Below are 26,549 nucleotides of genomic sequence, written 5' to 3' on the forward strand. Positions count from 1 at the left end.
GGAGGGAGAATATAAGTGTTAAGATCTACCTTAGAAACGCTAAGGGCTAACAATTCCCTTTTAGAAACTGATAAAGAAGTAGATTATATATATGAAATGGGAGCAGTTCTAAAATATTTCAATAATAAAGTACCTATGTTATTTAATAACATAAAGGGAAATCCATTGTCTTCTGTAGGAGGACTTTATGGAGACAGAATGTTAATATATGATTTGCTAGGAATTGACCATAACAATAGAATAGAAAGATTTATGAATTCCATAGTGAATCCACAACCATATAAAGTAGTTAGTAATGGAAAAGTTAAAGAAAATATAATAAAAAGAAATATAGATATTCAAAGGATTCTACCTATAAATAAATTTCAGGAAAAAGATTCATCAAGCTTTATAACAGCAGGAGTAATGGTAGTAAAAGATCCTGATACAGGTAAATTTTTTACTTCCATAAGAAGATTACAAGTAAATGGAGGAAATCAACTTTCAGCTCTTATAGCATCGCCAAAGCTGACTAATGATTTTTTAGAACTTGAAAAACAAGGAAAACCCTTGGAAGTAGCCATAATTTTAGGGTACGATGCCCCATTTTTAATGGCTAGTCAAATAAGTTCAGCCACCTATGGTGTAGATAAATATATGGTAGACAGTAGTTTAAGAGGTGAACCTTTAGAACTTGTACCTTGTGAAACAGTAGACCTTCTAGTTCCAGCCAATGCGGAAATAGTTTTAGAAGGAAGAATTGTTCCCAATAAAAGAGAATTAGAAGGGCCTTTTGGAGAATTAATGGGATATTATGGAGCACAAGCACCTCATCCAATAATAGAGGTAGATTGTATTCTTCATAGAAATAATCCAATATATCAAACAGCATTTCCTTGTAGGGAAGAACATGTATCAAATGGACTTATAAGGGAAATGGAACTATACTATCACTTGAAAAATCAAGTAGATGTAGTAGATGTAAATGTAACAGAAGGCGGAGGATATAGATTCAATGCTTTTATTGCCATAAGGAAACATAAAAAAGGTGATGCGAAAACTGCAATATTAGCTGCATTAGGATTAAATAAGGACTTAAAACAGGTAGTAATAGTAAATGAGGATGTAAATATATTTGACCTTCAAGAAATAGAATGGGCAATAACTACAAGATCACAGGCATCTATGGATTATACCATAGTGGAAGGGGCTTTAGGTTCATCGTTAGAGCCATCCCATGATATAAGAGGAGTAACAGATAAGGTTGGAATAGATGCTACTAAACCTTTGGAAGACAATACAGGAAAATTTAGTAGGGCTATTATACCAGAATATGATAATATAGATATAAGTAAATACTTTCCAAATATTTAGAAAGTTGGTGAGGTAAGTGAGAGAAGCTATAGGAATGGTTGAAACTAAGTCATTTGTTGCGGCTCTTGAAGTGGCAGATGCTATGACAAAAGCTGCCAGTGTAAAGATTATGGATTTTCAAATAGTAGGCTCTGGATTAGTTTCTGTTACAGTAACGGGAGATGTGGCAGCAGTAACCGCTGCAGTAGAGACAGGAAAAGAACGAGGTGCAATGGTAGCAGAAGTAGTATCTGCTAATGTAATTCCAAGACCTCATGATGAAGTAGATAAAATATTTGATTTTGATGGTGGTGAATAATTATGGCAAATCCTTTATCTAGAATTGCCATGGGCAATATAATCAATGGAAATAGACCTATAATAAGCAACATGGTACAAAACAAAACTAGTAATGTAGGGAATCTATACGGCGGAGAAAGTAGAATAATCTCAGATATAATAAACAGGGAAAGACAAGTAATAGAAGAAGTAAATGGAGTAAAAGCAATAACCTTAGAGGAAGCAGCGGAAAGAGTAAAAAATAACCGTTAGTAATGGGAGGTGTGAAATGAATAAAGCATTGGGACTTATAGAAGCATTAGGTTTAACTACAGCAGTTACAGCCTTAGATGCGGCTAGTAAAGCTGCTGATGTAACTTTAGTTGGATTTGAGAAAATCATAGGAGTAGGTAAATCTGTGGGAGTAAATATTCAAATAGCAGGAGAAGTGGCAGCAGTTCAAGCGGCAGTAGATGCAGCAGTAACTGCGGGAAATAGAGTAGGAGTAATTTTTTCATCTCATGTAATCCCAAGACCTCATGATGAAGTAGATGCACTAATATCTAAGTTTGCTAAAAATGTAAAAAATAAAGTCAATAAGAAGGAAACAAAGAAAGTGGCAAAGCAAGAAAATAAAGAAGAAAACAAAAAATAAATAAAATATAGAATAAGAAATCCATAAGGAGGAATAAATTATGAGTCAAGCATTAGGATTAGTTGAAACTAAAGGATTAGTAGGTAGTATAGAGGCAGCAGATGCTATGGTAAAGGCTGCAAACGTTACTTTAGTAGGATACGAAAAGATTGGATTTGGTCTTGTAACAGTAATGGTTAGAGGAGATGTAGGTGCAGTGAAGGCAGCAGTAGATGCAGGAGCAGAAGCCGCTAGAAATGTAGGAGAACTTCACTCCGTTCATGTAATACCAAGACCACATGCAGAAGTGGAAAGAGTTATCTTAAAACAATATGAATAACATTGGAGTGTTTTAGATGAAAACAAGGATAACTTCAAATGTATTGGAGGATATATCTAAAAGGCTTTTAAATGGAGACAACAAATGGAATCAAGGAAATAAAGAATCCATAATAGTAGCTTTTAATGGTTCTAATAACAATTTAGACAAAAAGATAGAAGAAATAAAATGTCTAAAAAATAAAGGAATAAAAATATCTTTAGCTTTTTCTTTTATGGCAGAGCAAATATTGGATATAGGAAAGATTACTAATATTTTGTCTCCTAGAAATATTTATGGAGAGTCAGATATTGTAAGGCTAAAAGAAATTTCAAGAAATTATTCTGGAATAATTTGCCCAAATATAACTGTAAATACAATTTCTAAAATATCCCTAGGAATGATAGACTCCTTTGTCCCCAATTTAATATGGACATTTATGTACCAAAGTAAAAATGTATATATGGACTTTGAAGGAGTAAAGAATTATTTAGGAGAAGAAACCAACAATAAAGAGATATTGTCTATACTAGAGGGACATATGGACAGAGCCAAGAAAATGGGGGCAATAGAGATAGAACATAATAAATACACAGAAAATATAGTAATAGGAGTAGAGGATGAAAATATAAAATCAAATTCTAAATCAGAAGAAAATCCAGATAAAAAAGTAATAACAGAAAAAGATATACTAAATTTATCTTCAAATAGCAAATTGATCTTACCTAAGGGAGCAATAGTAACTCATTTGGCTAGAGATAAAGCTTCAGCCAAAAATATAAAAATAGAAATAAGATAAGGAGGCTTAGTATGAAAATCGGTAGAGTAATTGGAACAATTGTAGCCACAAGAAAAGATGAAAAGCTAATAGGAACTAAGCTGATGATTACACAGCCTCTAGATTTAGATTTGAATCCATTGGGAGAATCCATTATTGCTGTAGATACTGTAGGTGCAGGTATAGGAGAATTAGTAGCATTTGTTACAGGAACAGCCTCTAGAATTGCTGCAAGAAAAATGGATTCACCTATAGATGCTTCCATAGTAGGTATAATAGATGAAATAGATATAAATAAAAGCCTATTAGGCAATAAATAGAAGGGAGAGATAGGCTTTATGGATACTAAGTATTTAAAAATGGCAATGGAATACAGAACTTCCATTGATGCCCTAATGGGCAGCAAAGAACATGCAGATACAGTTCTTGTAGGTGGTAATGTAGTAAATGTAATTACTAGAGAAATATATAAAGCTGATATTGCTATTAAACATAAATATATTTTATTAGTAGGAGATTGTAAGGAACTAATAGGACCTGAGACTACAGTTATAGATGTAAGTGGAAGATATTTATCACCTGGATTTATAGATTCCCATATGCACTTTGAATCCAGTATGCTTACAGTAACAGAGTTTTCAAGACTGTCTATACCTTCAGGAACAACAACTTTAGTAGCAGACCCTCATGAAATAGGAAATGCTTTAGGTGCAGTTGGAATGAAAGCTATGGCAGACGAAATAGATCATGTCCCATCTGATGTATATTTAGTGGTTCCTGCTCTTACACCAGATTGTCCAGATTTAGAAACAGCAGGATATGATGTAAATTCAAAGGATATGGAAGAACTACTAAACTATAAAAACATAATAGGCATAGGAGAGTTACAGGGATTCAGTAATGCAAAACATGTCTATAGAAATACACCAGAAATAATAACAGATTTATTAGCATCAACAATGTATGCTAAGTCAAAGAATATGGTAGTAGATGGAAATGCTCCAGAATTATTTGGTAAAGAACTGGCAGCTCATATAATATCAACAGGTGGAAAATGTTCATGCCATGAAACGACAACAAAGGAAGAAGCAGTAGAGAAACTTCGCCAAGGAGTATATCTGTTTATGAGGGAAGGATCTACTCAAAAGAATATGGCAGAATGTATAAGAGCAGTAACAGAAGAAGGAATGGATTCAAGACGATGTATATTGGCTACAGATGATATGGTAGCTGCAGACTTAGAAACCATAGGACATATGAATGAAATAGTAAGAAGAACCATAAGAGAAGGAGTAAGTCCAGCAGAAGCTATTCAAATGGTTACTATAAATCCAGCTACATACTTTGGTCTTGACCATGTAGGCGTACTATCTCCTGGAAAACAGGCAGATATAGCCATAATAGACAATTTAGAAGAAATGACCATAGCAGGAGTGTTCCTAAAAGGAAACCTAGTTTCTCTAAAGAAGGAACTTCTTATAGATTTGCCAAGATATATTTATCCTGGAGTTGTGAAGACTTCTGTTAAAATAGGACCAATCTCTGAAAAGGATTTAGAAATAGAGGCAGAAGGTGAATCGGCACAAGTAAGATGTATAGAAGTTATACCAGACCAAAATTTGACGGGAAAATCAGAAGAAACTCTAAGGGTAAGTAGAGGGGTAGTAGAGGCAGACACTAAAAAAGATACTTTATATATAGCCTGTGTAGAAAGATATAATAGAACAAATAATATAGGAAAAGCCTTTGTAAAAGGATTTGGTATGCAGGAAGGAGCTTTTGCAGAATCAGTAGCTCATGACACTCATAATATAATGGTTGTTGGAAGTAATATAAAGGATATGACCATAGCAGTAAATGCAGTTATAGAAATGGGTGGGGGAATAGCAATCGCAAATAGAGGCAGAGTATTATCTGAAATGAGATTACCAGTTGGGGGACTTATAACAGATGAACTTGACGGACATGAAGTAAGTAGAAAAATAGCTGAATTAGAAAGTGTAATAACGAAAGATTTAGGATGTAAAATTCATGCACCACTTATGCACTTATCTTTCTTAGCATTATCTACTAGCCCAGCTTGGAAAATAACAGATAAAGGACTTATAGATGTAAACAACTTTAAAATTCTTCCTCCAGTTGTAAAATAAGAATTTACTACAGTTATTTAAAAAAATTTAGTATAATACTAAATAGATATAGAAAAGAAAGGAGGATAGTATTTAAAATCAAATAAAAGGAGGAGTATTATGTCTAGTCAAAAAGCTTCAAATGGTGGTTTTTTTGAAAAACAATTTAAGCTAAAGGAAAATGGTACAACTGTATCAAATGAAATTGTAGCAGGTTTGACTACATTCTTTGCAATGTCTTATATCATCTTTGTTAACCCATCAATGTTAGCACAAACAGGTATGCCGTGGGGGGCAGTATTTCTTGCAACAATATTTGCTGCAGTAATTGGTACATTAGTTATGGCATTGTTTGCTAATGTTCCTTATGCGCAAGCACCAGGTATGGGTTTAAATGCACTTTTCACCTATACGGTAGTATTTAGTTTAGGTTTTACTTGGCAGCAAGCATTAGCTATGGTTTTCGTTTGTGGTATGGTAAATATATTTATTACAGTAACAAAGATTCGTAAGTCTATAATTAAATCAATACCTCTTAGTTTGCAAAATGCAATTGGTGGTGGTATAGGTATTTTCATAGCTTACATTGGTATTAAAAATGCAGGTTTCATTAACTTCACGTCTAATCCGGGAGATAATATTATTTTAGATGGTGGTACAGTTATTTCTAATGCAGCTGCAGTTCCAGCTCTTGTAAACTTTAACAATTTAGGTGTTTTATTAGCTTTAATTGGATTAGTTTTAACTTTTGTACTTTTAATATTTAAGGTAAAGGGAGCAATCTTAATAGGTATTATAGGAACTACATTAATAGGTATTCCTATGGGAGTTGTAGATGTTTCTACATTAGGTGCAACTGCTGGAGTTGGTGATTCATTTAAGGAATTAGGTTCAACCATAGGAGTTGCATTAGGTAGAGAAGGAATGCTTTCCTTATTCTCTGACCCTGCTAAAATTCCTCTAGTTCTGATGACAATTTTTGCATTCAGTTTATCTGATACATTTGATACTATTGGAACTTTTATTGGTACTGGACGTAAGAGCGGCATTTTTAGTGCTGAAGATGAAAAGGCTATGGAAGAAAGCACAGGATTCAAATCTAAAATGGATAAAGCATTATTTGCAGATGCTATAGCAACTTCCATTGGTGCATTAATTGGTACTTCCAATACTACAACTTATGTTGAAAGTGCAGCTGGAATCGGTGCAGGCGGTCGTACAGGATTAACATCTGTTGTTACTTCAATTATGTTTATTCTGGCAATTTTCTTGGCACCAGTTGCAGGTATAGTTCCTGCAGAAGCAACAGCACCAGCTTTAATAGTAGTTGGTATTATGATGCTTTCATCCTTTAGTGAAATTAAATGGGATGATTTTGAAGAAGCAATACCAGCTTTCTTTGCAGGTATATTTATGGCTTTATGCTATAGTATTTCTTATGGTATAGCAGCAGGATTTATTTTCTATTTATTAGTTAAAGCATGTAAAAAGGAAATGAAAGATGTACATCCTATTTTAATAGTATCATCAGCACTATTTATATTAAACTTTGTAATACTAGCATTTATTGAATAATAATCATAATTGGTATAACTGTTTACTAAAAAATAATACTTATTAAAAAGCCGCCTCTTTTGGGGGTGGCTTTTTTAAAACAAAAAATCCTATGAGGGGTGAAGATATGACCTTAAAAGAAGTATATAATAGCAGGAGTGTTGAGGAAGTAGTAGGATTATTGGGGGAATATGGAAGTGAAGCAAAGCTCATTTCTGGCGGAACAGATATAGTTATTGAGCTGAAAAATAAGAAAATAACACCTAAAATTTTGATAGATATAAGTAAGATAGAGGAACTAAAAAAGATAAAAGAAGACGAAAATCATATTATATTGGGTTCAGGAGTTACCTTCACTGAAATAACCGAAAATCCATTGTTCAAGGGAAATCTACATGGATTACATAAAGCTTGTAAAATGGTGGGTTCTCCACAAATAAGGAATAAAGGAACCATAGGAGGAAATATAGCAAATGGCTCATCAGCAGCAGATAGCATACCTCCTTTAATAGCTTTAGGAGCTATAATAAAAATATGTAGTATAGAAGGAACTAGGGAAATACCTTTAGAGGATTATTATATAAATAAATTAAAATCAAATGAAATTATAACAGAAATAAAATTTGAAAAACTTAATAAAAATCAAAATCTAAACTTTGCAAAGCTTGGACTTAGAAAAGCTTTAGCCATATCCAGACTATCAATCGCATCTTTAATCGAATTAAATGAAGAAGGACTAATCGAAAATGTCACAATTTCCAGTGGAGCATTGGGAAAATACCCTATGAGAGAAAAAGAAGTAGAAGAATATTTAATCAATAAAGAAATAAATGAAACTACAATAGAAGAAGCAATCACAGTATTACAAAATTCTATGGACGAAAGACTAAAAGGAAGGTCAACTTTACCATATAAAAGAGTAGCTGTATCTAGTATTCTTAGAGAAAATCTTAAGGAATTTATAAAAACTAGAACTGAGGTGGAAGCATGATAAATATAAACTTAACAGTGAATGAAAAATTGTTTGAAGTTTCTGTAAATGAAAATCTGAGGCTCATAGATTTACTTAGAGATGAATTAGGATTAATAGGAACTAAAGAAGGCTGTGGGGAAGGTGAATGTGGAGCTTGCACTGTAATTATGAATGGAGAAACTGTAAACTCCTGTTTAGTCATGGCATTTCAAGCAAATGGAAGTAATATTTTAACAATAGAAGGAATGGAGAAGGAAGGAAAAATCCACCCAATACAACAGGCATATATAGATGTTGGAGCAGTGCAATGTGGTTTCTGTATTCCAGGAATGGTTTTATCCACTAAGGCTCTATTAGATAAAAAACCTCATCCTTCAAAAGATGAAATTAGAGAAGGAATATCGGGAAATCTATGTAGGTGTACAGGCTATAATAAAATGATTTATGCAGCAGAGAAGGCTATTGAATATATGGAGGAGGGAAAATAATGGACTTAAATGTAGTGGGCAAAAACATCATTAGGGTAGATGCCTATTCAAAAGTTACAGGAAAGGCTTTATACCCTCAAGATATATATCTAGAAGACATGGTTTATGGAAAAGTATTAAGGTCAACAAAACCCCATGGAAAGATAAAAGTGGATATTACAGAAGCTGAAAAGGTAAAGGGTATATTAAAAATCTTTACCTATAAAGATGTACCAAAGGAAAATAAATATGGAGTAGTTTTAAAAGACCATGAAGTATTTGTTAGTGAAAAGGTTGTTAGAATAGGAGAACCTATAGCTTTTATAGTAGGTGAAACACAAGAGATTTGTGAGGAAGCATATGAAAAAATTATAGTGGATTATGAGGAGTTAAATGCAGTTTTTGATCCCATAGAAGCTATGAAAGAAGATTCTCCTAAGATTCATGGGGATTCCAACATTATTCTTCACTATAAATTAAGACATGGAGATATAGAAGAAGGAAAGAAAAAATGCAAATATATAGTTGAAAACATATATAAATCTCCTATGGTTGAACATGCTTTTTTACAACCAGAGGCAGGATTAGGATATTTAGAGGAAGATGGTACAGTGGTTGTAGCAGTAGCTACACAATATCCTCACTATGATAGAGAAGAAATAGCCATTAATTTAGGATTATCAGAGGAGAAGGTAAAGGTAATCAATACAAATATAGGTGGGGCATTTGGAGCTAGGGAGGATATATCAGTTCAAATCCATTTAGCATTGGCAGCAATAGTGCTAAAAAGACCAGTAAAGATTATATTTTCTCGAGAAGAATCCTTCTTAGCCCATTCAAAACGCCATCCTATGGTTATGAAATATAAAACAGGAGCAGATGAAAATGGATTCCTTCAATATATGGAGGCAGAAATAATTGGAGATTCTGGTGCCCATGCCTCTTGGGCAATAAACGTACTTAGAAAGGCAGGGGTACACGCAACAGGGCCTTATGTAATACCGAATGTAAATGTAGACAGTTATGCAGTATATACAAATAATCCTTTTACAGGTGCCATGAGGGGATTTGGTGCAACACAAGTATCCATTGCCTATGAACAGCAAATAGATGAATTGGCAGTAAAGCTAGGTATGGATCCTATTGAAATTAGAATGAAAAATATATTTAGAAAAGGATCTATGACAGCAACAGGTCAAATATTAACAGATAGTGTGCCTTTAGATAAATGTATAGAGGCAGTAGATAAGGAATTTCAGTTTTCAAGGAAATTGGAGGTGGAATCTATATGAAAAAAATTGGTAAAGGTATAGGACTTTCATATTATGGAACAGGATATGGCAACGGATTTCCAGATGTATCAAGGGCAATAATCAAGCTTCTGCCAGCAGGTAGAATTGGAATATATTGTGGAGTTACAGAAGTGGGACAGGGTGCTAAAACTTCAATGAGACAAATTGGTGCTGAAGTCCTAGATATAGATATAGAGAATATAGATTTAGTTCATGAAGATACATCTTTAATGCCAGATTCAGGAACAGCCGCTGCAACAAGACAAACCTATAACACTGGAAATGCCATAAAAATAGCATGTGAAAATATGAAGAAAGAATTATTAGAAAAAGCAAAAATAGAATTAAATCTTAATTCAACTTCGGGATTAACCTTAGAGAAAGGTGAAGTTATTTTAAGTTTTTTTCCGCAGAAGAGAATATCGTACAAAAAATTATCTGAAATATATTATAATGATGTTATAATAGAAGCAAAAGGAGAGTTTACTGCTCAAACAACAGAAATGGATAAAGAAACTGGTCAAGGAGCACCATATTGGCCTTATACATTTAATGCTTGTGCAGTAGAAGTAGAAGTAGATACTGAAACTGGTATAGTCAATATTTTAAAGTCCACCTTTGCTCAAGATGCAGGTCGTGCAGTAAATCCAATGTTATTAGAAGGACAAATGGACGGGGGATTTGCCATGGGACTAGGATATACATTATTTGAAGATTTAAACCTTGATAAAGGAATAATGAAGAATAATAGATTTTCAAAGTATTTAATACCAACAGCTATGGACATGGTAGATATAAATAATATTATAGTAGAAGACCCTGAACCCACTGCACCTTATGGTGCTAAAGGTATAGGAGAACCAGTTACAATACCAATAGCTCCGGCCATATTAAATGCTATCTATGATGCAGTAGGTGTTAGAATAAAGGAGCTACCAGTGACACCAGAAAAACTTATAAAGCACCTAAGGGGATGTAAGGAAAATAGATAATACACAAGGAGGAAAATTGTGGGAAAGAGAACTAGGGAGTTTTTTAAATTATTTATTTTGTCAATTATATTTATGGGGATTAATTATTTAACTACTTTGTATTTTAAAGGACAATTCATACAAATTGGACTAACTATATTACTTTCAATAGGCTTATCATTAACTCTATTAAAAGTAAAAGGTAATAGTGGATTAAAAGAAATAATAAATCATTTGTCTAATGTAAATAATTTAGATTTTAATTTTACAGAGAAGACAAATATATCTGAAGAAGCTAGAGAAAAGATTCATGATTTATATAAACAAGTAAGGAATAATTTAAAAACACAAGTAGAAATCTCAACAGAAATATTTAATATATGTGAAAATTTAACTGTTTTAGCCATGGAATCCTTAGGAAGTGCGGAGTTAATAGCCACTTCAGTGGAAGTAGCGGATTCCAATGCAGTAGAACAAAGTCAAATGCTTAATGAAACCAATAATTTAGTAGAGAAAGTTCATTTGTCTATGAAAAATATAGATAAGGATGTAATAGATAAGATTCAATTTATATCAAATTCTATTACTGCGGCTCAAGATGGAATCGAGGAAATAACATCCATAGAAAATAGGATAATAAATTCTAAGTCTATGGTAGAGGAAAGTGGAAAGAAGGTAGTAGAACTAAGAAACTATTTGGATGAAGTAGTAAATTTAGTAGATTTAATAAATAAAATATCTAATCAAACAAAGATGCTTTCATTAAATGCTTCTATAGAAGCAGCTAGAGCAGGAGAAAATGGCAAGGGATTTTCTGTAGTAGCCAATGAAGTAGGAAAACTGGCAAATGAAACAGAAACTGTATCTAAAAAAATAGGGGAAGTAATTAACAGATTAAAGGATGATATAGTATTTATTTCTAAATCTATGGAAAATGAAATGGAATATATGGGCGAAAACTGTGAGATAATAGAAAAGACAAATAAAGAAATTATGTCCATTGTAGAAACATTAAACTTAGGTAAAGAAAGTTTAGAGGGCATAAAGAAATCAACAGGTGAAAATAATTCTATGATTGAAGAAATAGCCACTAATGTAACTAGAATCCATGAGTTTTCGGAAGAAACAACTGCTCAAATAGTACAGACTACAGAAGAGACTACTTCACAACATAATAGATCAAAGGATTTAAATAATGTAGTGGAAGAGATAAAAACATACGTTTACGATATGCAGCAATTCGTAGTAGGTAAAGTAATGGAAGAGAAGATGTTAAAGCAAGCCTATGATGTAAGGGAATATTTTAGAAATAATACAGATATAAATGATAATATGATAAATCAATTAATTAAAGATATAGGAGTAGATGCCGTATATGTTACAAATTCCAATGGAGTAGTAGAATATACTAACGAAAAATCTGCTCTAGGTTTAAATCTATATGAAGCAGATTCAAGTTTTAATGAATTGAAGAAGGGCAAAAAGGAATATATGGTAACTCCAATAAAAAAAAGAGTGGAAGATGGAAAATTGTTTAAATTTTTAACACTGACAGATGAAAAAGGAAAGCTTTACGAAATAGGTCTTGGACTGGATTCCCTTATTAAGACTATATAATAGGAGATAAAAATGATTACAGGAATTATATTAGCCTCAGGCTTTTCAAGGAGAATGAAAAAAGATAAACTTCTAATGGATATAGAGGGAGAAAAAATAGTAGAGAGAGTTATTAGAGCTTGCGTAGAGTCAGATTTAGATGAGATAATTTTAATCTATAGAAAAAAAGAAGTAAAGAAAATAGGAGAAAAGTATAATATAAACACATATTATAATGAGAACGCTCACTTAGGACAGTCAGAAGGACTAAAACTAGGTGTAAAAAATACTTTAAATACTGAGTATATGTTTTTTGTAGGAGATCAGCCTTTTATTACATCAGAATTAATAAATGAATTAATCTATCAATATAGAAGTTCAAATCTACCTATGTTGGTTCCCTACTATAATGGAAATCGAGGTATGCCAATGATTATTTCATCTATATATAGGGAAGAACTGCTACAGATAGTAGGAGATAAAGGTGCTAGAGATATTGTGAAGAGAAATATGTCCAAGGTAAAAAAAGTAGATATAGAAGAAGAAATACTTGGTATAGATATAGATGATGAAGAAGATTTAAGGAAATTTAAAAAATAAAAAATTGAGGGATCACTGTGATTTCCTCAATTTTTTAAATTATATTGATTCAATTTGTTATAAAGATGCCTTTCACTCATACCTAGCATTTGGGCAGTTTTCCTCTTATTATTCTCACAATATTCCAATGTGGCAAGAATAAGTTTTTGTTCTGCAGATTCTATGGTGTCTCCTACATAAATAGGAACACTTTCACTTAAAGAAACACGATGAGTATTTGGTATAAGTTCATTTGGCAAGTCTTGGACTTGAATAATACTTTTATCTGTCAAGGCTACTGCTCTTTCAATAATATTTTGAAGTTCACGTACGTTTCCAGGATAGTCATGATTTTCTAACACTTCTATGGCAGTACGGCTTATACCAGTTACATCTTTATTAAAAGCTTTGCTATACTTATTTATAAAATGTTTTGTTAGAGCTGGAATATCGTCTCTTCTATTTCTTAGAGGAGGAGTTTCAATATTTACTACATTTAGTCTAAAAAACAAGTCTTCTCTAAAATTACCTTTCTTCACCTCAGCACTTAAATTTAGATTAGTAGCAGCTACTAGTCTAAAGTCAACTGGTACAGGTTTTTCACTTCCAAGAGGGGTAATAGTTTTTTCTTGAATAACTCTTAATAGTTTTGCTTGAAGCTGTAAATCCATATCACCAATTTCATCTAGAAACAAAGTCCCTTTATCAGCTAGTTCAAATTTCCCCTTATATTTATTATTAGCCCCAGTAAAAGCTCCTTTTTCATATCCAAATAATTCAGATTCCAAAAGATTATGTGGAATAGCAGCACAGTTTATAATCTCCATATTTTGATTTTTTCGTTTGCTGGTTTCATGAATAGCTCTAGCAATAAGTTCCTTGCCAGTACCAGATTCTCCAGAGATTAAAACATTAATATCTACATCTTTAATTCTATCAATCATTTTAAATACTTCATTCATAGCATGGCTAGAAGATACCATTTTAAGGTCAAATTTATCTTCTTTAATTTTTCGTGTTAAATCTTGAACCTCATCAGATAAAGATTGATATTCCAGAGCTTTATTTATTAAAGATATTAAGCCATTTATATCTAAAGGTTTTGTAATATAGTAATAAGCACCTCTTTGAATGGCTTCAATGGAATCTTCAATGGAGCCATAAGCAGTCATAGCAATTACAATAACCCTATGATTTTGAGATTTAATAGTATTTAAAACCTCTATTCCCTTATAGTCACCTAAATACTGATCAAGTAAAACTAAGTCTATATCCTTAGTGTTAATAATTTCTAAAGCCTCTGGTACATCTGTGGTTGTATATACATTAAAATGATCTTCCAGTGCAAACCTTAAGGCAGTAAGAATTGAAACTTCATCGTCTATAATTAAAACATTATACATTTTTATCATCTCCAATTTCTAGAATCCTGGGCATATAAAGAATAACTTCAGTTCCTTTACTAAGCTCACTATTTAACTTTATTTCTCCATTGTTTTGATTTACTAGTCTATGGGTTACCGAAAGTCCTATACCATAACCAGTTTTCTTAGAAGTAATAAAAGGATCAAATAATTTATTTAACATTTCCTTTGGTACTCCAACGCCATTATCTTTAATATCTATAACAGCTTTGGAGTTTTCTACAGCTCCCGATATTTCTATTTTACCATTATCTTCTATGGCATCAATACTGTTAAGAATAATATTAATGAGTATTTGTTTCATTTGAGGTGCATCTGCGTAGAAATATATATCTGTATCTTTAGTAATAATTTCGATATTTTTTTCTCTAATTTTTTGTTTTAGTAATGTTAAAGTTTCAGATAAAATGTCTTTAAGTATTATTTTAGATGGTTTTGGACTTTTAGGTTTTGAGTAATCTAATAAAGAACTAACTAACTCATCTAATCTTTTAATTTCATTTGGGACTACTTTTATTAACTCATCTCTAAATCTTTCATCTTCATATTTCAAAGGGATTAAGTCAACAAAAGCCTTTATAGATGTTAGAGGGTTTCTAAGTTCATGGGCAATACTGGCAGATAATTTACCCAAAGACTGCATCTTATCATTTTGCATTGCAATATTATTCAAAGCAATTATCTCTTTAGTTCTAATATCCACTTCTTTCTTCAAACTTCTATTCCAATAATATATTATATATATAAACATACTAGAAAATAAAAGGGCTACTAAGGCAGTGGAAAAAAGATTTTTCCATTTCTGATTTATATCAAAAATATCTTCACCAAACCACTTGAGATAAATTTTGTCATATGTCCCGTTAGTTTTAATGGCTTTTAATCCAGTATTTAGAAGGCTTAAAAGTTCATCATCACCTTTTTTAACAGCTATACTATATTTAGTAGTATAAATAGGCTCTCCTACAATTTTAACAGTTTCTGTTAAATCAAAAGTTTGTACATAAAAGATTCCCGTTAGCCTATTACCTATAAAAGCATCCACTTCTCCAGATAATAAAGCTTCTAAAGCTTCCATTTGGTTTACTTTTTCTACAATATCTATATTAGGTATGGATTTAATAATTTCCTTAGTAACATCTTTTGCCTGAATAGCCACTTTTTTTCCATATAAATCTCTAATATCTGTTATATAGCTAGTATCCTTTGTGACAAAAATATTCTGGGAGTTTACAACTATTTCCTCTGTGAAATCGTATATTCTACTACGTTCCGGAGTTATGGTCATACCTTGAATAGCGTTGATTTCTCCATTTTTCAAAGCATCCATAGTATTTTCCCAGCTATTAGGTATTAACTCAATTTCCAAACCCAACTCTATAGCCACAGCTCTTATTATATCCACATTAAATCCTCTAAAATTTTCATTACTATCTACAAACTCATATGGGGGATAATTATTATCGCCACCTATTTTAATAGGTTCCATTTTAATATCCTGTATATCGTTAGTAAATCCAATAGTAAATATGGAAGATATGATTATTAATATAATTAAAATCTTTTTTTTGTACATTTTACACCTCGATTCATTAGAATAGATTCAATATTATTATACTCCTATATGAAAAAATTTCATAGTATGAATTAATTACATGGTTATTATTTCATACCTTTTATGAATTCTATGGTAAAATCCTATATTTCGACAAAAAACACCCATATAAAAACTTGGCACAGGATTTGCTATATATAGTGTTATAAAAAAATATGGAATCGATAAAGATTTCTAAAAAATTAAGGAGGATTATAATGAAGAAAAACGCTTTTATTGCAATTATGTTGATTTTAGTAATTTCACTATCTGCATGTAGTGGTGGAGGTGGAGGAAGCAACAGTTCCACAGAATTATATATAGCATCAGCCAACCCTATGACAGGTGACTCAGCTCAATTTGGTGATATGAAAGTTAAAGCAATAGAACTAGCACTAGATGAAGTAAATAAAGCAGGTGGTATTGATGGTAAACAAGTAAAATTAATTGTTGGTGATGATACAGGAAATCCTAAAGAGGCACCAAACGTAGCTCAAAAGTTTGCAGGAGATAATAAAGTTTTAGCAGTAATTGGTCACTGGAACAGTTCTTGTACATTGGCAGCAAGAGGAATTTATGAAGCTGCTGGTATACCAGTTATTACAGACTCAGTTAATAAACAAATAACTGACGGAAGTACACCTCATTTATATCGTATATCATTAACAGATACTACACAGGCTAAAAACTTAGCACAATATGCTTACAATGTATTAGGTAAAAAAAGTGCAGCAATACTGTTTACAGCAAATGACTTTGGTACAGGGCTTAAAAATGACTTTACAGAAGAGTTTGAAAGCCTAGGTGGAAAAGTTGTAGCATCAGAAACATATTTTGAAGGACAATCAAAGGATTTCAGCCCTCAGCTTACAAAGATTAAAGGTGAAAATCCAGATATAATGTTTGTTGCAGGATATTATGTAGAAACAGCTTTAATAGCACAACAGGCAGGACCAGCAGGATTAAATGTTCCAATGATAGGAACAGAGGGAATTAGTTCAGATGAATTAATTAAACTGGGTGGAGATGCAGTTGAAGGAATAAGATTCGCAGCTTTCTTCCACAAAGATGTAGAGTTCCCAGGAACAAAGGAGTTTGTAGAATCATTTAGAACTAAATATAATAAAGAACCTGATAACTATGCAGCATTAGCTTATGACTCAGCAAAACTTATTCTTGAAGGTATGAAACAAAATGGAGCAACAAGAGATGGCATAACTAAATATTTACAAGAAGTTAAGGAGTTCCCTGGAGTAGCAGGACCAATATCTTTTGAAAATAATGATGTAACAAGAAGTATTCTAATATTAGAAGTTAAAGATGGACAAATCGTTTTATCAGAAGATCAATTAAATTAAAATCATAGGAGGCCCATTAGGGCTTCCTTGACATAAAGGAGAGTGAAAGAATATGTTTATGGAGCATTTAAGTAATGGTATAGCTTTAGGTAGTATTTATGCCTTAACTGCTATAGGATTTACTATGGTCTATGGTATTATCAGACTTATAAACTTTGCTCATGGTGATGTTTATATGATTGGTGCTTTCTTAACATATACAGGATTGACACTATTTAATATGCCAATAGCCCTTGCTTTCTTATTTGGAATGGCTGGTGCATCTATATTTGGTATAGCCATAGCAAAATTTGCTTATAGTCCTGTATTTAAGGCACCTAAGATAAATCTATTTTTATCTGCAGTAGGAATGGGAATATTTTTGGAGAACTTTGCCATGCTTATATGGGGTCCAGAGACTCAATCATTTCCAACTGTAATTAATAATAAGGTGTTTAGTTTTTTAGGAATAAGAGTTAATACTATTCAGTTAATAATTTTAGGTACAACAATTGTTTTAGTTGCAATCCTGACTTATATAGTACAATATACAAGAATTGGACGTGCCATGAGATGTGTATCTCAAGATATGGATGTTTCACGACTTATGGGAATTAATACAAATAAAATAGTATACTTTACATTTGGACTTGGTTCAGCCCTTGGAGCAGCAGCAGGTACTTTAGTTGCAATATACTATAAGGCAGCTTATCCTATGATGGGATATGTACCAGGATTAAAGGCATTTATTGCAGCAGTAATAGGTGGTATAGGTAGTATTCCAGGTGCAATGCTTGGAGGTATTATAATGGGAGTATCAGAAAGTTTAGGTGCAGGATATATATCCTCTGGATATAGAGATGCAATAGCTTTTATAATTCTAATAATCATCCTTATTCTAAAACCTGAAGGACTATTAGGTAAGGGCATTAAAGAAAAGGTATAGGAGGTGGAAAGAATGGGTAATATTTCAAAGGTTTTATTAAATTTAATATTATATTCAGGAATATTGTATCTAGGTATAATTATACTTTCAAAAATATTTGACTTAGGTACAAAGAAATTTATGAACTTAAATAATAAGAATAGAAAATTTGCAGGTTTAGGATTTTTAGTATTAGGGGCATTATTACCTTTAATTTTAGCCAACAATACCTATGCACTAAGAACCAGTGTATTGGTACTTATATATATAGTATTGGCTTTAAGCTTAAACTTTGTTTTAGGATTTGCAGGTCAGCTTTCAATGGGACATTCAGCATTTTATGCTGTAGGAGCTTATACTACTGCTATTCTTACAGTAACTTATAATGTGCCATTTTGGATTGCATTAGTTTGCAGTGGTTTAGTTTCAGCAATATTTGGATTGCTCTTAGGAATTCCTACTTTAAGACTAAAAGGAGACTACTTAGCAATCACAACAATCGGATTTAGTGAAATTTTAAGATTAGTTTTAATTAACTGGGCATCTTTTACAAGGGGACCAGCTGGTATACCAGGAATTCCATCACCTAAGATATTTGGTTATACCATAAGTAGCAATACAGGATATTATTATATATTATACGTATTAGCAATTTTAACTATATTTATATCCTATAGATTATTAAATTCAAGACTTGGAAGAGGATTAGTAGCAGTAAAAGATGATGAAGTAGCTGCTGAGGCTATGGGAATAAACCCAACATTCCTAAAAATCTTAGCATTTGTTTTAGGAGCAGCAATAGCAGGACTTGCAGGAGGAGTATTTGCTTCATTTATCCACTATGTAAATCCAGATAACTTCACATATATGGAATCAGTAGTAATGCTTACTATGGTAGTATTAGGAGGAGTAGGAAGTATTCCAGGAATCATTGTAGGTGCTACTATACTTACAATATTACCTGAGGCACTTAGAGGTATATCCACTTATAGATATGCAATATACGGAATACTTTTAGTAATGATGATGATAGTAAGACCTCAAGGAATGATCAGCATGTCTAGTCTAAAGGGAGGTGCAAAGCATGAGAATTCTAGAAGCTAAAGGAATTACAATGCGTTTCGGTGGATTAACTGCTGTAAATAATGTAGATTTCCATATAGATAAAGGTGAAATAGTAAGTTTAATAGGACCAAATGGAGCGGGAAAAACTACTTTTTTCAATGCTATTACTGGGATATATGAACCAACAGCAGGAGAAGTTGCATTTTTAGGAGAAAAGGTAAAGAAATCTAAACCATATGAAATAACAAAGATGGGTATAGGTAGAACTTTTCAAAATATAAGGTTGTTTAGTACCATGACAGTTCTTGAAAATGTAATGGTAGGTCAATATTGTAGAACATCTTCAAATCTATTGGCTACCATATTGAAATCCCCTAAACTTATAAAGGAAGAGAAAGAAGTTGAAGAGAAAGTAATGGATATTTTAGAATTCTTAGAGCTGACTGATATGAAAGATGAAATAGCTGTAAGTCTTCCCTATGGTTATCAAAGAAGAGTAGAGGTCGCCCGAGCAATGGCTACAGAACCTAAGTTAATCTTACTTGATGAACCAGCAGCAGGTATGAACTCAGGTGAAAAGGTTGAAATGACAAATCTTATAAAGAAAATTAGAGATAGGGGAAATACTATTTTAGTTATAGAGCATGACATGAAACTTGTAATGGGTATATCTGATAGGATTTCTGTATTAGAATATGGAAACAAAATAGCAGAAGGATTACCACATGAAATACAAAGTAATGATAGAGTAATCGAAGCTTACCTAGGTAAGGGGGGTGCTAAGTAATGTTAAAGGTTGAAGATTTAAACGTATATTATGGTGGAATACATGCCTTACAAGGATTAGACTTTGAAATAAAAAAGGGAGAAATAATTACTTTAATTGGAAGTAATGGTGCAGGAAAGACCAGCACCCTAAGAGCCATATCTAACCTAATAAAATCCCAAGGTAGTATAAAATATAAAGATGAAGAAATAAGTAATTTAAGTGCAGAAAAAATAGTTGCTAAAAAACTTATTCATGTACCAGAAGGAAGAAGAATATTTACTGCCCTAACAGTAGAAGAAAACCTTTTAATGGGTGCTTATTTAAGAAATGATAAGGATAAAATAAAGGAAGACCTTGAATTTGTATATAATATGTTCCCTAGATTAAGAGAAAGAACAAAACAATATGGTGGAACTCTAAGTGGTGGAGAACAGCAGATGTTGGCAATTGGAAGAGCATTACTATCAGATCCAGAACTACTAATGCTAGATGAACCTTCCATGGGACTAGCACCAATAATTATTGAAGAAATATTTGAGTCCATTAGAGAAATAAATCAAAAAACAGGTCTTACATTCTTATTTGTTGAGCAAAATGCCAATATTGCATTACAAACCGCAGATAGAGGATATGTAATAGAAACAGGAAAAATTCTATTTACAGGAGATGCTAAGGATTTATTACATGATGACAGAGTAAGAAAAGCTTATTTAGGTGAAGCATAATATAAAGAAACTGCTGACTTTAGAAAGGTCAGTAGTTTTTTTCATTTAAAGTAATTTTATATAATGTTTTCTTAATAATATTAAATTTGCTATAGAAATAATCTATGCAAATGATGATTGCTATAATTATTTTTAATTTGATTTAGTATTATAAATACATTAGTATTATATAGAAAGTTATTGGAATGCTGTATAGATGCCTTAGGAGGTGTGATTATGCATGACATTACAGTTAAAAACATTATGTTTTCATATGATAAGGAGCTTATTCTTGAAAATATAAGTATGAAAATAGATTCTGGGGATTTTGTTTGTTTGCTAGGTCAATCAGGTTGTGGCAAAAGCACTTTTCTTAGATTGATGGCAGGATTATCAGAACCAGATTCAGGCAATATTCTTGTTGGAGATAATGAATTAAAAGGAGCTAGCCTTGATAGAGGCGTGGTTTTCCAAGATTATAGCTTATTTCCATGGCTAACTACGGGAAAGAATATTATACTTTCTTTACAGCAGAAATTTAAAAATGAGAGTAAAAAGGAATTAAAAAAACGTGCTTTATATTATTTGGAAAGAGTAGGATTAGATAAAGCTACATTTGATAAATATCCAAATGAGCTTTCAGGAGGTATGCGTCAACGTTCTGCAATATGCCGCTCCTTTGCATTAGATCCTCCTATTTTACTTATGGACGAGCCTTTCGGTGCTTTAGATGCTGTTACACGGGCTAAGTTACAGGACATGGTATTAGATCTTTGGAGAAAGGATAAAGAAAATAGAAAGACTATTTTTTTTGTTACCCATGATGTTGATGAAGCTTTACTTCTATCTACAAAAATATTTGTTTTTGGTTCAAGTCCTAGCAAAATCATTTATACACATTCTTTTGGAGATGAAGAAAAAGTTGACCGTGATTCCTTATTTAATAATAAGGAAATTTTAGATTTAAGAAACAAACTTATTCATATCATAAACAAAGATATTGAAGAAAAAATTAATTTAAAGGAGATTATAATATGAAACAAAAAAAGAGCCGCGTTATTACACTAATACTTGTTATATTAATGTTAACAGGAGTTATGGGTGGTTGCGGAAATCAAGAAAAGAATATGGTTAAAGAAGACGTACAACAGGTCACAGGAACATCTGAGACACCAGAAACACCTGACAAAAAAGAATTACATAAAATAAATGTTGCATATAATCCGGGAACAGGAAATATTTTAGGATTTATTGCTATTGATAAAGGAATTGCTGCAGAAGAAGGTATAGAAATTGAACTTATTCCGTTTTCTAATTCAACAGATGCGTTGACAGCTTTACAATCCAAGAAAATTGATGTGGCTGTTTCTTTTGGAACTGCTGCACCTCTTACCTATGTTACAAATGGTGCTGATTTTTCAATTTTTGGAGGATATTTATCTGGAGGTATGCCTGTTTATGCCGTATCTGATTTAGAGTATAAGGGATTAGAGTCATTTGTTGGGAAAAAAGTAGCTACTGCAAGGATGTATACTCCTGATATTGTATGGCGTGGTGCTATGATGGAAGCAGGATATGATTTGGAAAAAGATGTAACCATACTAGAATTTAAAAAACCAAGTGAAGTTTTAGAAGCTGTTAAATCTGGCAATGCAGATATAGGAATAGGAACAAATTCAACATATTTACAATCACTTGAAGCAGGTCTTAAAACTATTGCTTGGAGTAATGAGTTCTGGGATCCAGTTCATGTATGCTGTAGACCCGTTGCTAATACAGAGTGGATTAATGAAAATAGGGATGCTGTAAAAGCATTTTTACGTTCATATATACGGGCTGAAAAGATATTAAGGGAAGAGCCAGAGTATGCAGTTCAATTAAATATGAAATACCTTGAACTTGATGAAAAAGATGCAAGAACTATGCTTCTTGAAACGAATCAAGTTTTCGATACAGACCCTAAAAGTGATGGCGTTCGATATATGTGGAATCGTTTAATTGATATGAAATATATTGACCCATCTGATATCGATGTAAATGATCATATTAATGTTAAGATATATAAAGAGGCTCTAGATGAACTTACATCAGAAAATCCAAATGAATCTTTTTATAAAGAACTTCAAGAGAAATTTTCTAACTATAATTCTGAAGGTTTAGATTAGTTGTATAATGGTTTGGATTATGTTTACTACAATAGGTGAGATAAGATGTTAAAAGGTATAAAAAACATTAAAGATTATATTGGGACTATTATAATTCTAATTATGGCATTTTTGATTTATATATTTGCCACGGATATTTATAATATTCTTGATCCAGTTTTATTTCCAGGTTTTTCAAAGATTGGACCCAAATTTTATAGCTCTATGCCTAAACTTTGGAAAAGTCTTATTAGTTCTCTAAAATTATTAATACCAGGATATTTTGGTGCTGCCTTTTCAGGTATATTATTGGGGATTTTAATAGGTACTAATCCAAGATTAAATAAGAATTTAAAGCCAATTATATTTGCACTTAATCCGATTCCACCATCTATGATGACTCCTTATCTTATAGCGATTATGCCAACTTTTTATTTATCATCGGTGGCTGTTATTTTTATAGGATGTTTTTGGCCATTTTTAAATGGTACTATAAACGGAATTGTTTTAATTGACCAAAAATATTTGGACAATTCTAAGGTATTAGAGTTAAAAGGATTTAAGAAGCTATTTAATGTAATCTTACCTGCAGCAGCACCATCTATTTTAGCGGGTGCAGGAACAGCATTAAACTTCGCATTTATTTTACTTGCTATAGCTGAAATGTTTGCAACAAATTCTGGATTAGGACATTTTATTCAATATTATGCCGATTTTTCAGATTATGCAAGGGTAATTTCTGGTCTGTTATTTATGGGAGGCTTTATTGTTATAGTCATGCTTGGATTTGAAAAGTTCAAAAAGAAAATATTATTTTGGACTCTTAATGAGAATAAATAAAAATTATAATGTAGCCACAGTTGAATTTTTTACTGTGGCTATATTTAAAGTGGGAGGGTTATAGGTGAAAAAGATTAGAATTGGATGTGGAGCAGGATGCTCTTATGATAGGCTAGAACCAGCAATAGAACTGGTGGAAAAAGGTGATATTGATTATATTGTATTTGAATGTCTTGCAGAGAGGACAATTGCAAATAATCAACAACAAAAATTAAAGGATCCCTCAAAAGGATATACTCCTATGCTAGAGCCTAGAATAAGAGGTATTTTAAGGAAATGTAAAGAAGAAGGTATAAAAATAGTTACTAATATGGGTGCAGCAAATCCAGAAGCAGCTATTAAGTTAATATTAGAAATTACAAAAGAAATGGATATTACAGATATTAAAGTTGCAATGATTTCAGGAGATAATATAATAGATGATTTAGAGAAGTATAAGGAGATAGTCATGTGGCAAAGTACACATACTCTTGGTGAACTTGAGGCTGAGATAATATCAGCAAATGTATATTTAGGGGCTGAGGCAATAAAAGAAGCTCTTGATAATGGAGCTGATATTGTGGTTACAGGAAGAGTTGCGGATGTAGCCTTATTTGTAGGTCCTTTGATGCACGAGTTTGGCTGGACAGAAAATGATTTGTATAAAATAGGACAAGCAACTTTATTGGGACATCTTTTAGAATGTGGTGGACAAATTACAGGAGGATATTTTGCAGATCCTGGTTATAAAGATGTGGAAAACCTACATATTCTAGGACACCCAATTGCTGAAATAGATGAAACTGGAGATTTTATTGTCACCAAAGTAAAAGGATCAGGAGGCGAGGTATCTCTTAGAACTTGTAAAGAACAGCTATTATATGAAATAACAGACCCATCTTGTTATATCACTCCCAATGCTATAGTAGACTTTACTAAGGTTTGTTTTAGGCAGATTGACAAAGATGTTGTTCTTGTAACTGGAGCTATATCAAAGGGAAGTCCTACTACATATAAGGTCAATGTTGGATATTGTGATTGTTATATTGGAGAAGGAGAAGTAAGCTTTGGTGGGCTAAACTCTCTTCCGCGTGCAAAGATGTGTGCTGATATAATTGAAAAGAGACTAAAAATTGTAGGAGCAAATATAGATGAATATAGAGTTGATTATGTTGGATATAACTCCTTATATAAAACAAATATTTCAGATAGTTTTGCACCTAAGGAACATAGTGAAATAAGACTTAGAATAAGTGGTAGAACAAAGAACTATGATGATGCAATGCTTATAGCTCAGGAATTAGACTATCTTTACACAAATGGGCCAGCAGGTTCTTCTGGAATAGAATCGGGAGTGAAGCAAGTATTATCTGTAGGTGCCATTATTATTCCAAAAGAAAATATAAATGTTCAAATTACTTATTGGGAGGTATAGACCATGAAACTTAAAGAAATAGCACATACTAGAACTGGAGATAAGGGGAATATGTCAAATATTGCAGTTATTCCATACGAAGAGAGAGACTATCATATACTTAAAGAAATCTTAACTGCAGAAAAGGTAGAAGAATTTTTTTCTGAAATATGTTTTGGAGGAGTTAAGAGATATGAACTTGATAATATCTATGCGTTTAATTTTGTATTGGAAGAGTCATTAGGAGGAGGAGTTACGAGAAGCCTTGCAATAGATAAGCATGGAAAATCCCTTGGAATGGCGCTTTTAGAAATGGAAATATAATAGCAATAAAAACAATATTATTTTATTTAAAAGTCTCCTTCATAACAAGGAGACTTTTAAAACTTATTTTGCTGTATTAAACTCATTATAATGAACTTTATCGTAAGGAAGAGTTTCATTATTATGAGGAGATTTTTCTTCATCAGGATAACCTAGGGAAATCATACATTCAATATTATATTTTTCAGGAATATTTAATATATTTTTTACATAATCCTCTACACTTTCGTTTTGGGGAGTAAGTCTTTCTCTTACTTGAATCCAGCAAGAACCCAGACCAAGGGACTCTGCCATTATCTGAATAACAGTGGCTATAATGGAAGAATCCTCTATCCAAATCTCACTATTTTGAGAATCTGCAGCTACAACAATCGCTAAAGGTGCATTTTTTATAGGAGCTGAAGCAGGACCTCTCGAGTCACCTAGTTTTATTAAATTTTCTCTATTATTAACTACTATAAGTTCCCAAGGACGTCTATTTTTAGAAGAAGGAGAGGTTAGTACCCCTTGCAAAATTTTATCTAGTACTTCTTTTTCTATTTCTCGATTCTTATATTTTCTGATACTTCTTCTTTTCATAAGTAAATCTAACATGGTATCACTCCTTATTTTAGTATTGTAAGAATATTATAACATAGATTATTTATAACCAATAGGCAAGTTCTGATTTCTGAAATCTTTGAGTCTCAAGTCAATGACTTTGAAGAAAGCTACCTTTAACATGTTGATATAGACTTTTCTGATAATATGGTATTATAATGTATAATATAAGGATATCTAAATACTAATTAAACAAGATATTTCAGCTTTTAGGATACAAGAGGTCTAATGTATACAAGTATAAATATTTAATAAGACTATTATTAGAAAATTAAACTACAGATAAAAGGAGGCTATAATATGGCAGAAATAAAATATGAAATAATAGAAAAAATAGCAGTGCTTTCAGAAAAAGGAAATTGGACGAAAGAGTTTAACAAGGTTAGTTGGAATAATAGACCAGCAAAGTTTGATTTGAGAGATTGGAATCATGAAGAAGGGAAAATGGGAAAAGGAGTTACTCTTAGTGATGAAGAAGCAAGGATACTGAAGGAAGCATTAGATAAAACATTGTAAATATACTTAAA

At 32.1% G+C, this 26,549-nt stretch carries 29 protein-coding genes; 26 read left to right on the plus strand and 3 right to left on the minus strand.

The window, feature by feature from the left end; genetic code table 11:
- Nucleotides 1-15: 15 nt before the first annotated feature.
- The 15 genes from KQI41_RS03320 to KQI41_RS03390 all read left to right on the plus strand — a co-directional run bounded on the left by KQI41_RS03320 (nt 16) and on the right by KQI41_RS03390 (nt 12,924).
- Nucleotides 16-1,353 carry a UbiD family decarboxylase gene (locus KQI41_RS03320; protein ID WP_216584866.1) on the plus strand — a complete coding sequence of 446 codons (1,338 nt, stop codon included), beginning with the start codon at nt 16-18 and terminating at the stop codon, nt 1,351-1,353.
- A gap of 16 nt (nt 1,354-1,369) precedes the next feature.
- Nucleotides 1,370-1,651 carry a BMC domain-containing protein gene (locus tag KQI41_RS03325; RefSeq protein ID WP_326828311.1) on the plus strand — a complete coding sequence of 94 codons (282 nt, stop codon included), beginning with the start codon at nt 1,370-1,372 and terminating at the stop codon, nt 1,649-1,651.
- 2 nt (nt 1,652-1,653) lie between these two features.
- Nucleotides 1,654-1,884, plus strand: a complete 231-nt coding sequence (locus tag KQI41_RS03330) for a hypothetical protein (protein ID WP_154439524.1) — start codon at nt 1,654-1,656, stop codon at nt 1,882-1,884.
- Between the two features lie 16 nt (nt 1,885-1,900).
- Complete coding sequence (locus KQI41_RS03335) at nt 1,901-2,266, plus strand: BMC domain-containing protein (protein WP_154439523.1); 366 nt, start codon at nt 1,901-1,903, stop codon at nt 2,264-2,266.
- A 37-nt stretch (nt 2,267-2,303) separates the two neighbouring features.
- The gene (locus KQI41_RS03340) at nt 2,304-2,585 is read left to right on the plus strand and encodes a BMC domain-containing protein (protein ID WP_326828312.1); all 282 of its coding nucleotides are present in this window, start codon (nt 2,304-2,306) and stop codon (nt 2,583-2,585) included.
- Between the two features lie 16 nt (nt 2,586-2,601).
- Nucleotides 2,602-3,363, plus strand: coding sequence for a hypothetical protein (locus KQI41_RS03345; protein WP_216584867.1), 762 nt, complete (start codon nt 2,602-2,604; stop codon nt 3,361-3,363).
- A gap of 11 nt (nt 3,364-3,374) precedes the next feature.
- Nucleotides 3,375-3,662, plus strand: a complete 288-nt coding sequence (locus tag KQI41_RS03350; RefSeq protein ID WP_154439520.1) for a EutN/CcmL family microcompartment protein — start codon at nt 3,375-3,377, stop codon at nt 3,660-3,662.
- A gap of 18 nt (nt 3,663-3,680) precedes the next feature.
- Nucleotides 3,681-5,492, plus strand: a complete 1,812-nt coding sequence (ade, locus tag KQI41_RS03355) for an adenine deaminase (protein WP_154439519.1) — start codon at nt 3,681-3,683, stop codon at nt 5,490-5,492.
- Nucleotides 5,493-5,591: 99 nt separating this feature from the next.
- Nucleotides 5,592-7,046: an NCS2 family permease gene (locus KQI41_RS03360; protein ID WP_154439518.1), complete on the plus strand. Its 1,455-nt coding sequence runs from the start codon at nt 5,592-5,594 to the stop codon at nt 7,044-7,046.
- A 106-nt stretch (nt 7,047-7,152) separates the two neighbouring features.
- Nucleotides 7,153-8,016 (plus strand): FAD binding domain-containing protein, encoded by an 864-nt coding sequence (locus KQI41_RS03365; RefSeq protein WP_216584868.1) that lies wholly within the window; start codon nt 7,153-7,155, stop codon nt 8,014-8,016.
- The gene (locus KQI41_RS03370; protein ID WP_216584869.1) at nt 8,013-8,486 is read left to right on the plus strand and encodes a (2Fe-2S)-binding protein; all 474 of its coding nucleotides are present in this window, start codon (nt 8,013-8,015) and stop codon (nt 8,484-8,486) included. Before KQI41_RS03365 ends, KQI41_RS03370 begins: the two co-directional genes overlap by 4 nt.
- Nucleotides 8,486-9,757 carry a xanthine dehydrogenase family protein molybdopterin-binding subunit gene (locus KQI41_RS19055; RefSeq protein ID WP_216584870.1) on the plus strand — a complete coding sequence of 424 codons (1,272 nt, stop codon included), beginning with the start codon at nt 8,486-8,488 and terminating at the stop codon, nt 9,755-9,757. The genes KQI41_RS03370 and KQI41_RS19055 overlap by 1 nt, the downstream gene beginning before the upstream one ends.
- Nucleotides 9,754-10,749, plus strand: coding sequence for a xanthine dehydrogenase family protein molybdopterin-binding subunit (locus KQI41_RS19060; protein ID WP_154439514.1), 996 nt, complete (start codon nt 9,754-9,756; stop codon nt 10,747-10,749). The genes KQI41_RS19055 and KQI41_RS19060 overlap by 4 nt, the downstream gene beginning before the upstream one ends.
- A gap of 18 nt (nt 10,750-10,767) precedes the next feature.
- The gene (locus tag KQI41_RS19245; RefSeq protein ID WP_154439513.1) at nt 10,768-12,345 is read left to right on the plus strand and encodes a methyl-accepting chemotaxis protein; all 1,578 of its coding nucleotides are present in this window, start codon (nt 10,768-10,770) and stop codon (nt 12,343-12,345) included.
- 12 nt (nt 12,346-12,357) lie between these two features.
- Complete coding sequence (locus KQI41_RS03390; protein WP_154439512.1) at nt 12,358-12,924, plus strand: nucleotidyltransferase family protein; 567 nt, start codon at nt 12,358-12,360, stop codon at nt 12,922-12,924.
- 26 nt (nt 12,925-12,950) lie between these two features.
- Here the strand turns inward: KQI41_RS03390 and KQI41_RS03395 are convergent, their stop codons facing one another.
- Nucleotides 12,951-14,306, minus strand: coding sequence for a sigma-54-dependent transcriptional regulator (locus KQI41_RS03395; protein WP_216584871.1), 1,356 nt, complete (start codon nt 14,304-14,306; stop codon nt 12,951-12,953).
- Nucleotides 14,299-15,903, minus strand: coding sequence for a transporter substrate-binding domain-containing protein (locus tag KQI41_RS03400; RefSeq protein ID WP_154439510.1), 1,605 nt, complete (start codon nt 15,901-15,903; stop codon nt 14,299-14,301). Before KQI41_RS03400 ends, KQI41_RS03395 begins: the two co-directional genes overlap by 8 nt.
- A 236-nt stretch (nt 15,904-16,139) precedes the next feature.
- Here KQI41_RS03400 and KQI41_RS03405 point away from each other — a divergent pair, with 236 nt between their 5' ends.
- From KQI41_RS03405 to KQI41_RS03450, 10 genes are all read left to right on the plus strand, one after another.
- Entirely contained in the window at nt 16,140-17,279 is a 1,140-nt protein-coding gene (locus KQI41_RS03405) for an ABC transporter substrate-binding protein (protein WP_154439509.1), read from the plus strand.
- A gap of 52 nt (nt 17,280-17,331) precedes the next feature.
- Nucleotides 17,332-18,204 carry a branched-chain amino acid ABC transporter permease gene (locus KQI41_RS03410; RefSeq protein ID WP_154439508.1) on the plus strand — a complete coding sequence of 291 codons (873 nt, stop codon included), beginning with the start codon at nt 17,332-17,334 and terminating at the stop codon, nt 18,202-18,204.
- 12 nt (nt 18,205-18,216) lie between these two features.
- The gene (locus KQI41_RS03415; protein ID WP_154439507.1) at nt 18,217-19,287 is read left to right on the plus strand and encodes a branched-chain amino acid ABC transporter permease; all 1,071 of its coding nucleotides are present in this window, start codon (nt 18,217-18,219) and stop codon (nt 19,285-19,287) included.
- Complete coding sequence (locus KQI41_RS03420; RefSeq protein ID WP_154439506.1) at nt 19,268-20,035, plus strand: ABC transporter ATP-binding protein; 768 nt, start codon at nt 19,268-19,270, stop codon at nt 20,033-20,035. Before KQI41_RS03415 ends, KQI41_RS03420 begins: the two co-directional genes overlap by 20 nt.
- Complete coding sequence (locus tag KQI41_RS03425; protein ID WP_154439505.1) at nt 20,035-20,742, plus strand: ABC transporter ATP-binding protein; 708 nt, start codon at nt 20,035-20,037, stop codon at nt 20,740-20,742. Before KQI41_RS03420 ends, KQI41_RS03425 begins: the two co-directional genes overlap by 1 nt.
- A gap of 216 nt (nt 20,743-20,958) precedes the next feature.
- Complete coding sequence (locus KQI41_RS03430) at nt 20,959-21,759, plus strand: ABC transporter ATP-binding protein (protein ID WP_154439504.1); 801 nt, start codon at nt 20,959-20,961, stop codon at nt 21,757-21,759.
- Nucleotides 21,756-22,886, plus strand: coding sequence for an ABC transporter substrate-binding protein (locus tag KQI41_RS03435; protein WP_216584872.1), 1,131 nt, complete (start codon nt 21,756-21,758; stop codon nt 22,884-22,886). Before KQI41_RS03430 ends, KQI41_RS03435 begins: the two co-directional genes overlap by 4 nt.
- Nucleotides 22,887-22,931: 45 nt before the next feature.
- Nucleotides 22,932-23,705 (plus strand): ABC transporter permease, encoded by a 774-nt coding sequence (locus KQI41_RS03440; RefSeq protein ID WP_216584873.1) that lies wholly within the window; start codon nt 22,932-22,934, stop codon nt 23,703-23,705.
- A gap of 64 nt (nt 23,706-23,769) precedes the next feature.
- Complete coding sequence (locus KQI41_RS03445) at nt 23,770-25,119, plus strand: acyclic terpene utilization AtuA family protein (protein WP_216584874.1); 1,350 nt, start codon at nt 23,770-23,772, stop codon at nt 25,117-25,119.
- 3 nt (nt 25,120-25,122) lie between these two features.
- Nucleotides 25,123-25,422 (plus strand): AtuA-related protein, encoded by a 300-nt coding sequence (locus KQI41_RS03450; protein ID WP_154439501.1) that lies wholly within the window; start codon nt 25,123-25,125, stop codon nt 25,420-25,422.
- A 63-nt stretch (nt 25,423-25,485) separates the two neighbouring features.
- Here KQI41_RS03450 and KQI41_RS03455 read toward each other — a convergent pair whose 3' ends face one another.
- On the minus strand, nt 25,486-26,016 hold the full coding sequence (locus tag KQI41_RS03455) for a nitroreductase family protein (RefSeq protein WP_216584875.1): 531 nt from the start codon (nt 26,014-26,016) through the stop codon (nt 25,486-25,488).
- A gap of 306 nt (nt 26,017-26,322) precedes the next feature.
- Here KQI41_RS03455 and KQI41_RS03460 point away from each other — a divergent pair, with 306 nt between their 5' ends.
- Nucleotides 26,323-26,538, plus strand: a complete 216-nt coding sequence (locus KQI41_RS03460; protein WP_154439499.1) for a YdbC family protein — start codon at nt 26,323-26,325, stop codon at nt 26,536-26,538.
- Nucleotides 26,539-26,549: the final 11 nt, after the last annotated feature.

This window comes from Tissierella pigra, from assembly GCF_018917845.1.
Classification (GTDB): Bacteria; Bacillota; Clostridia; order Tissierellales; family Tissierellaceae; genus Tissierella; species Tissierella pigra.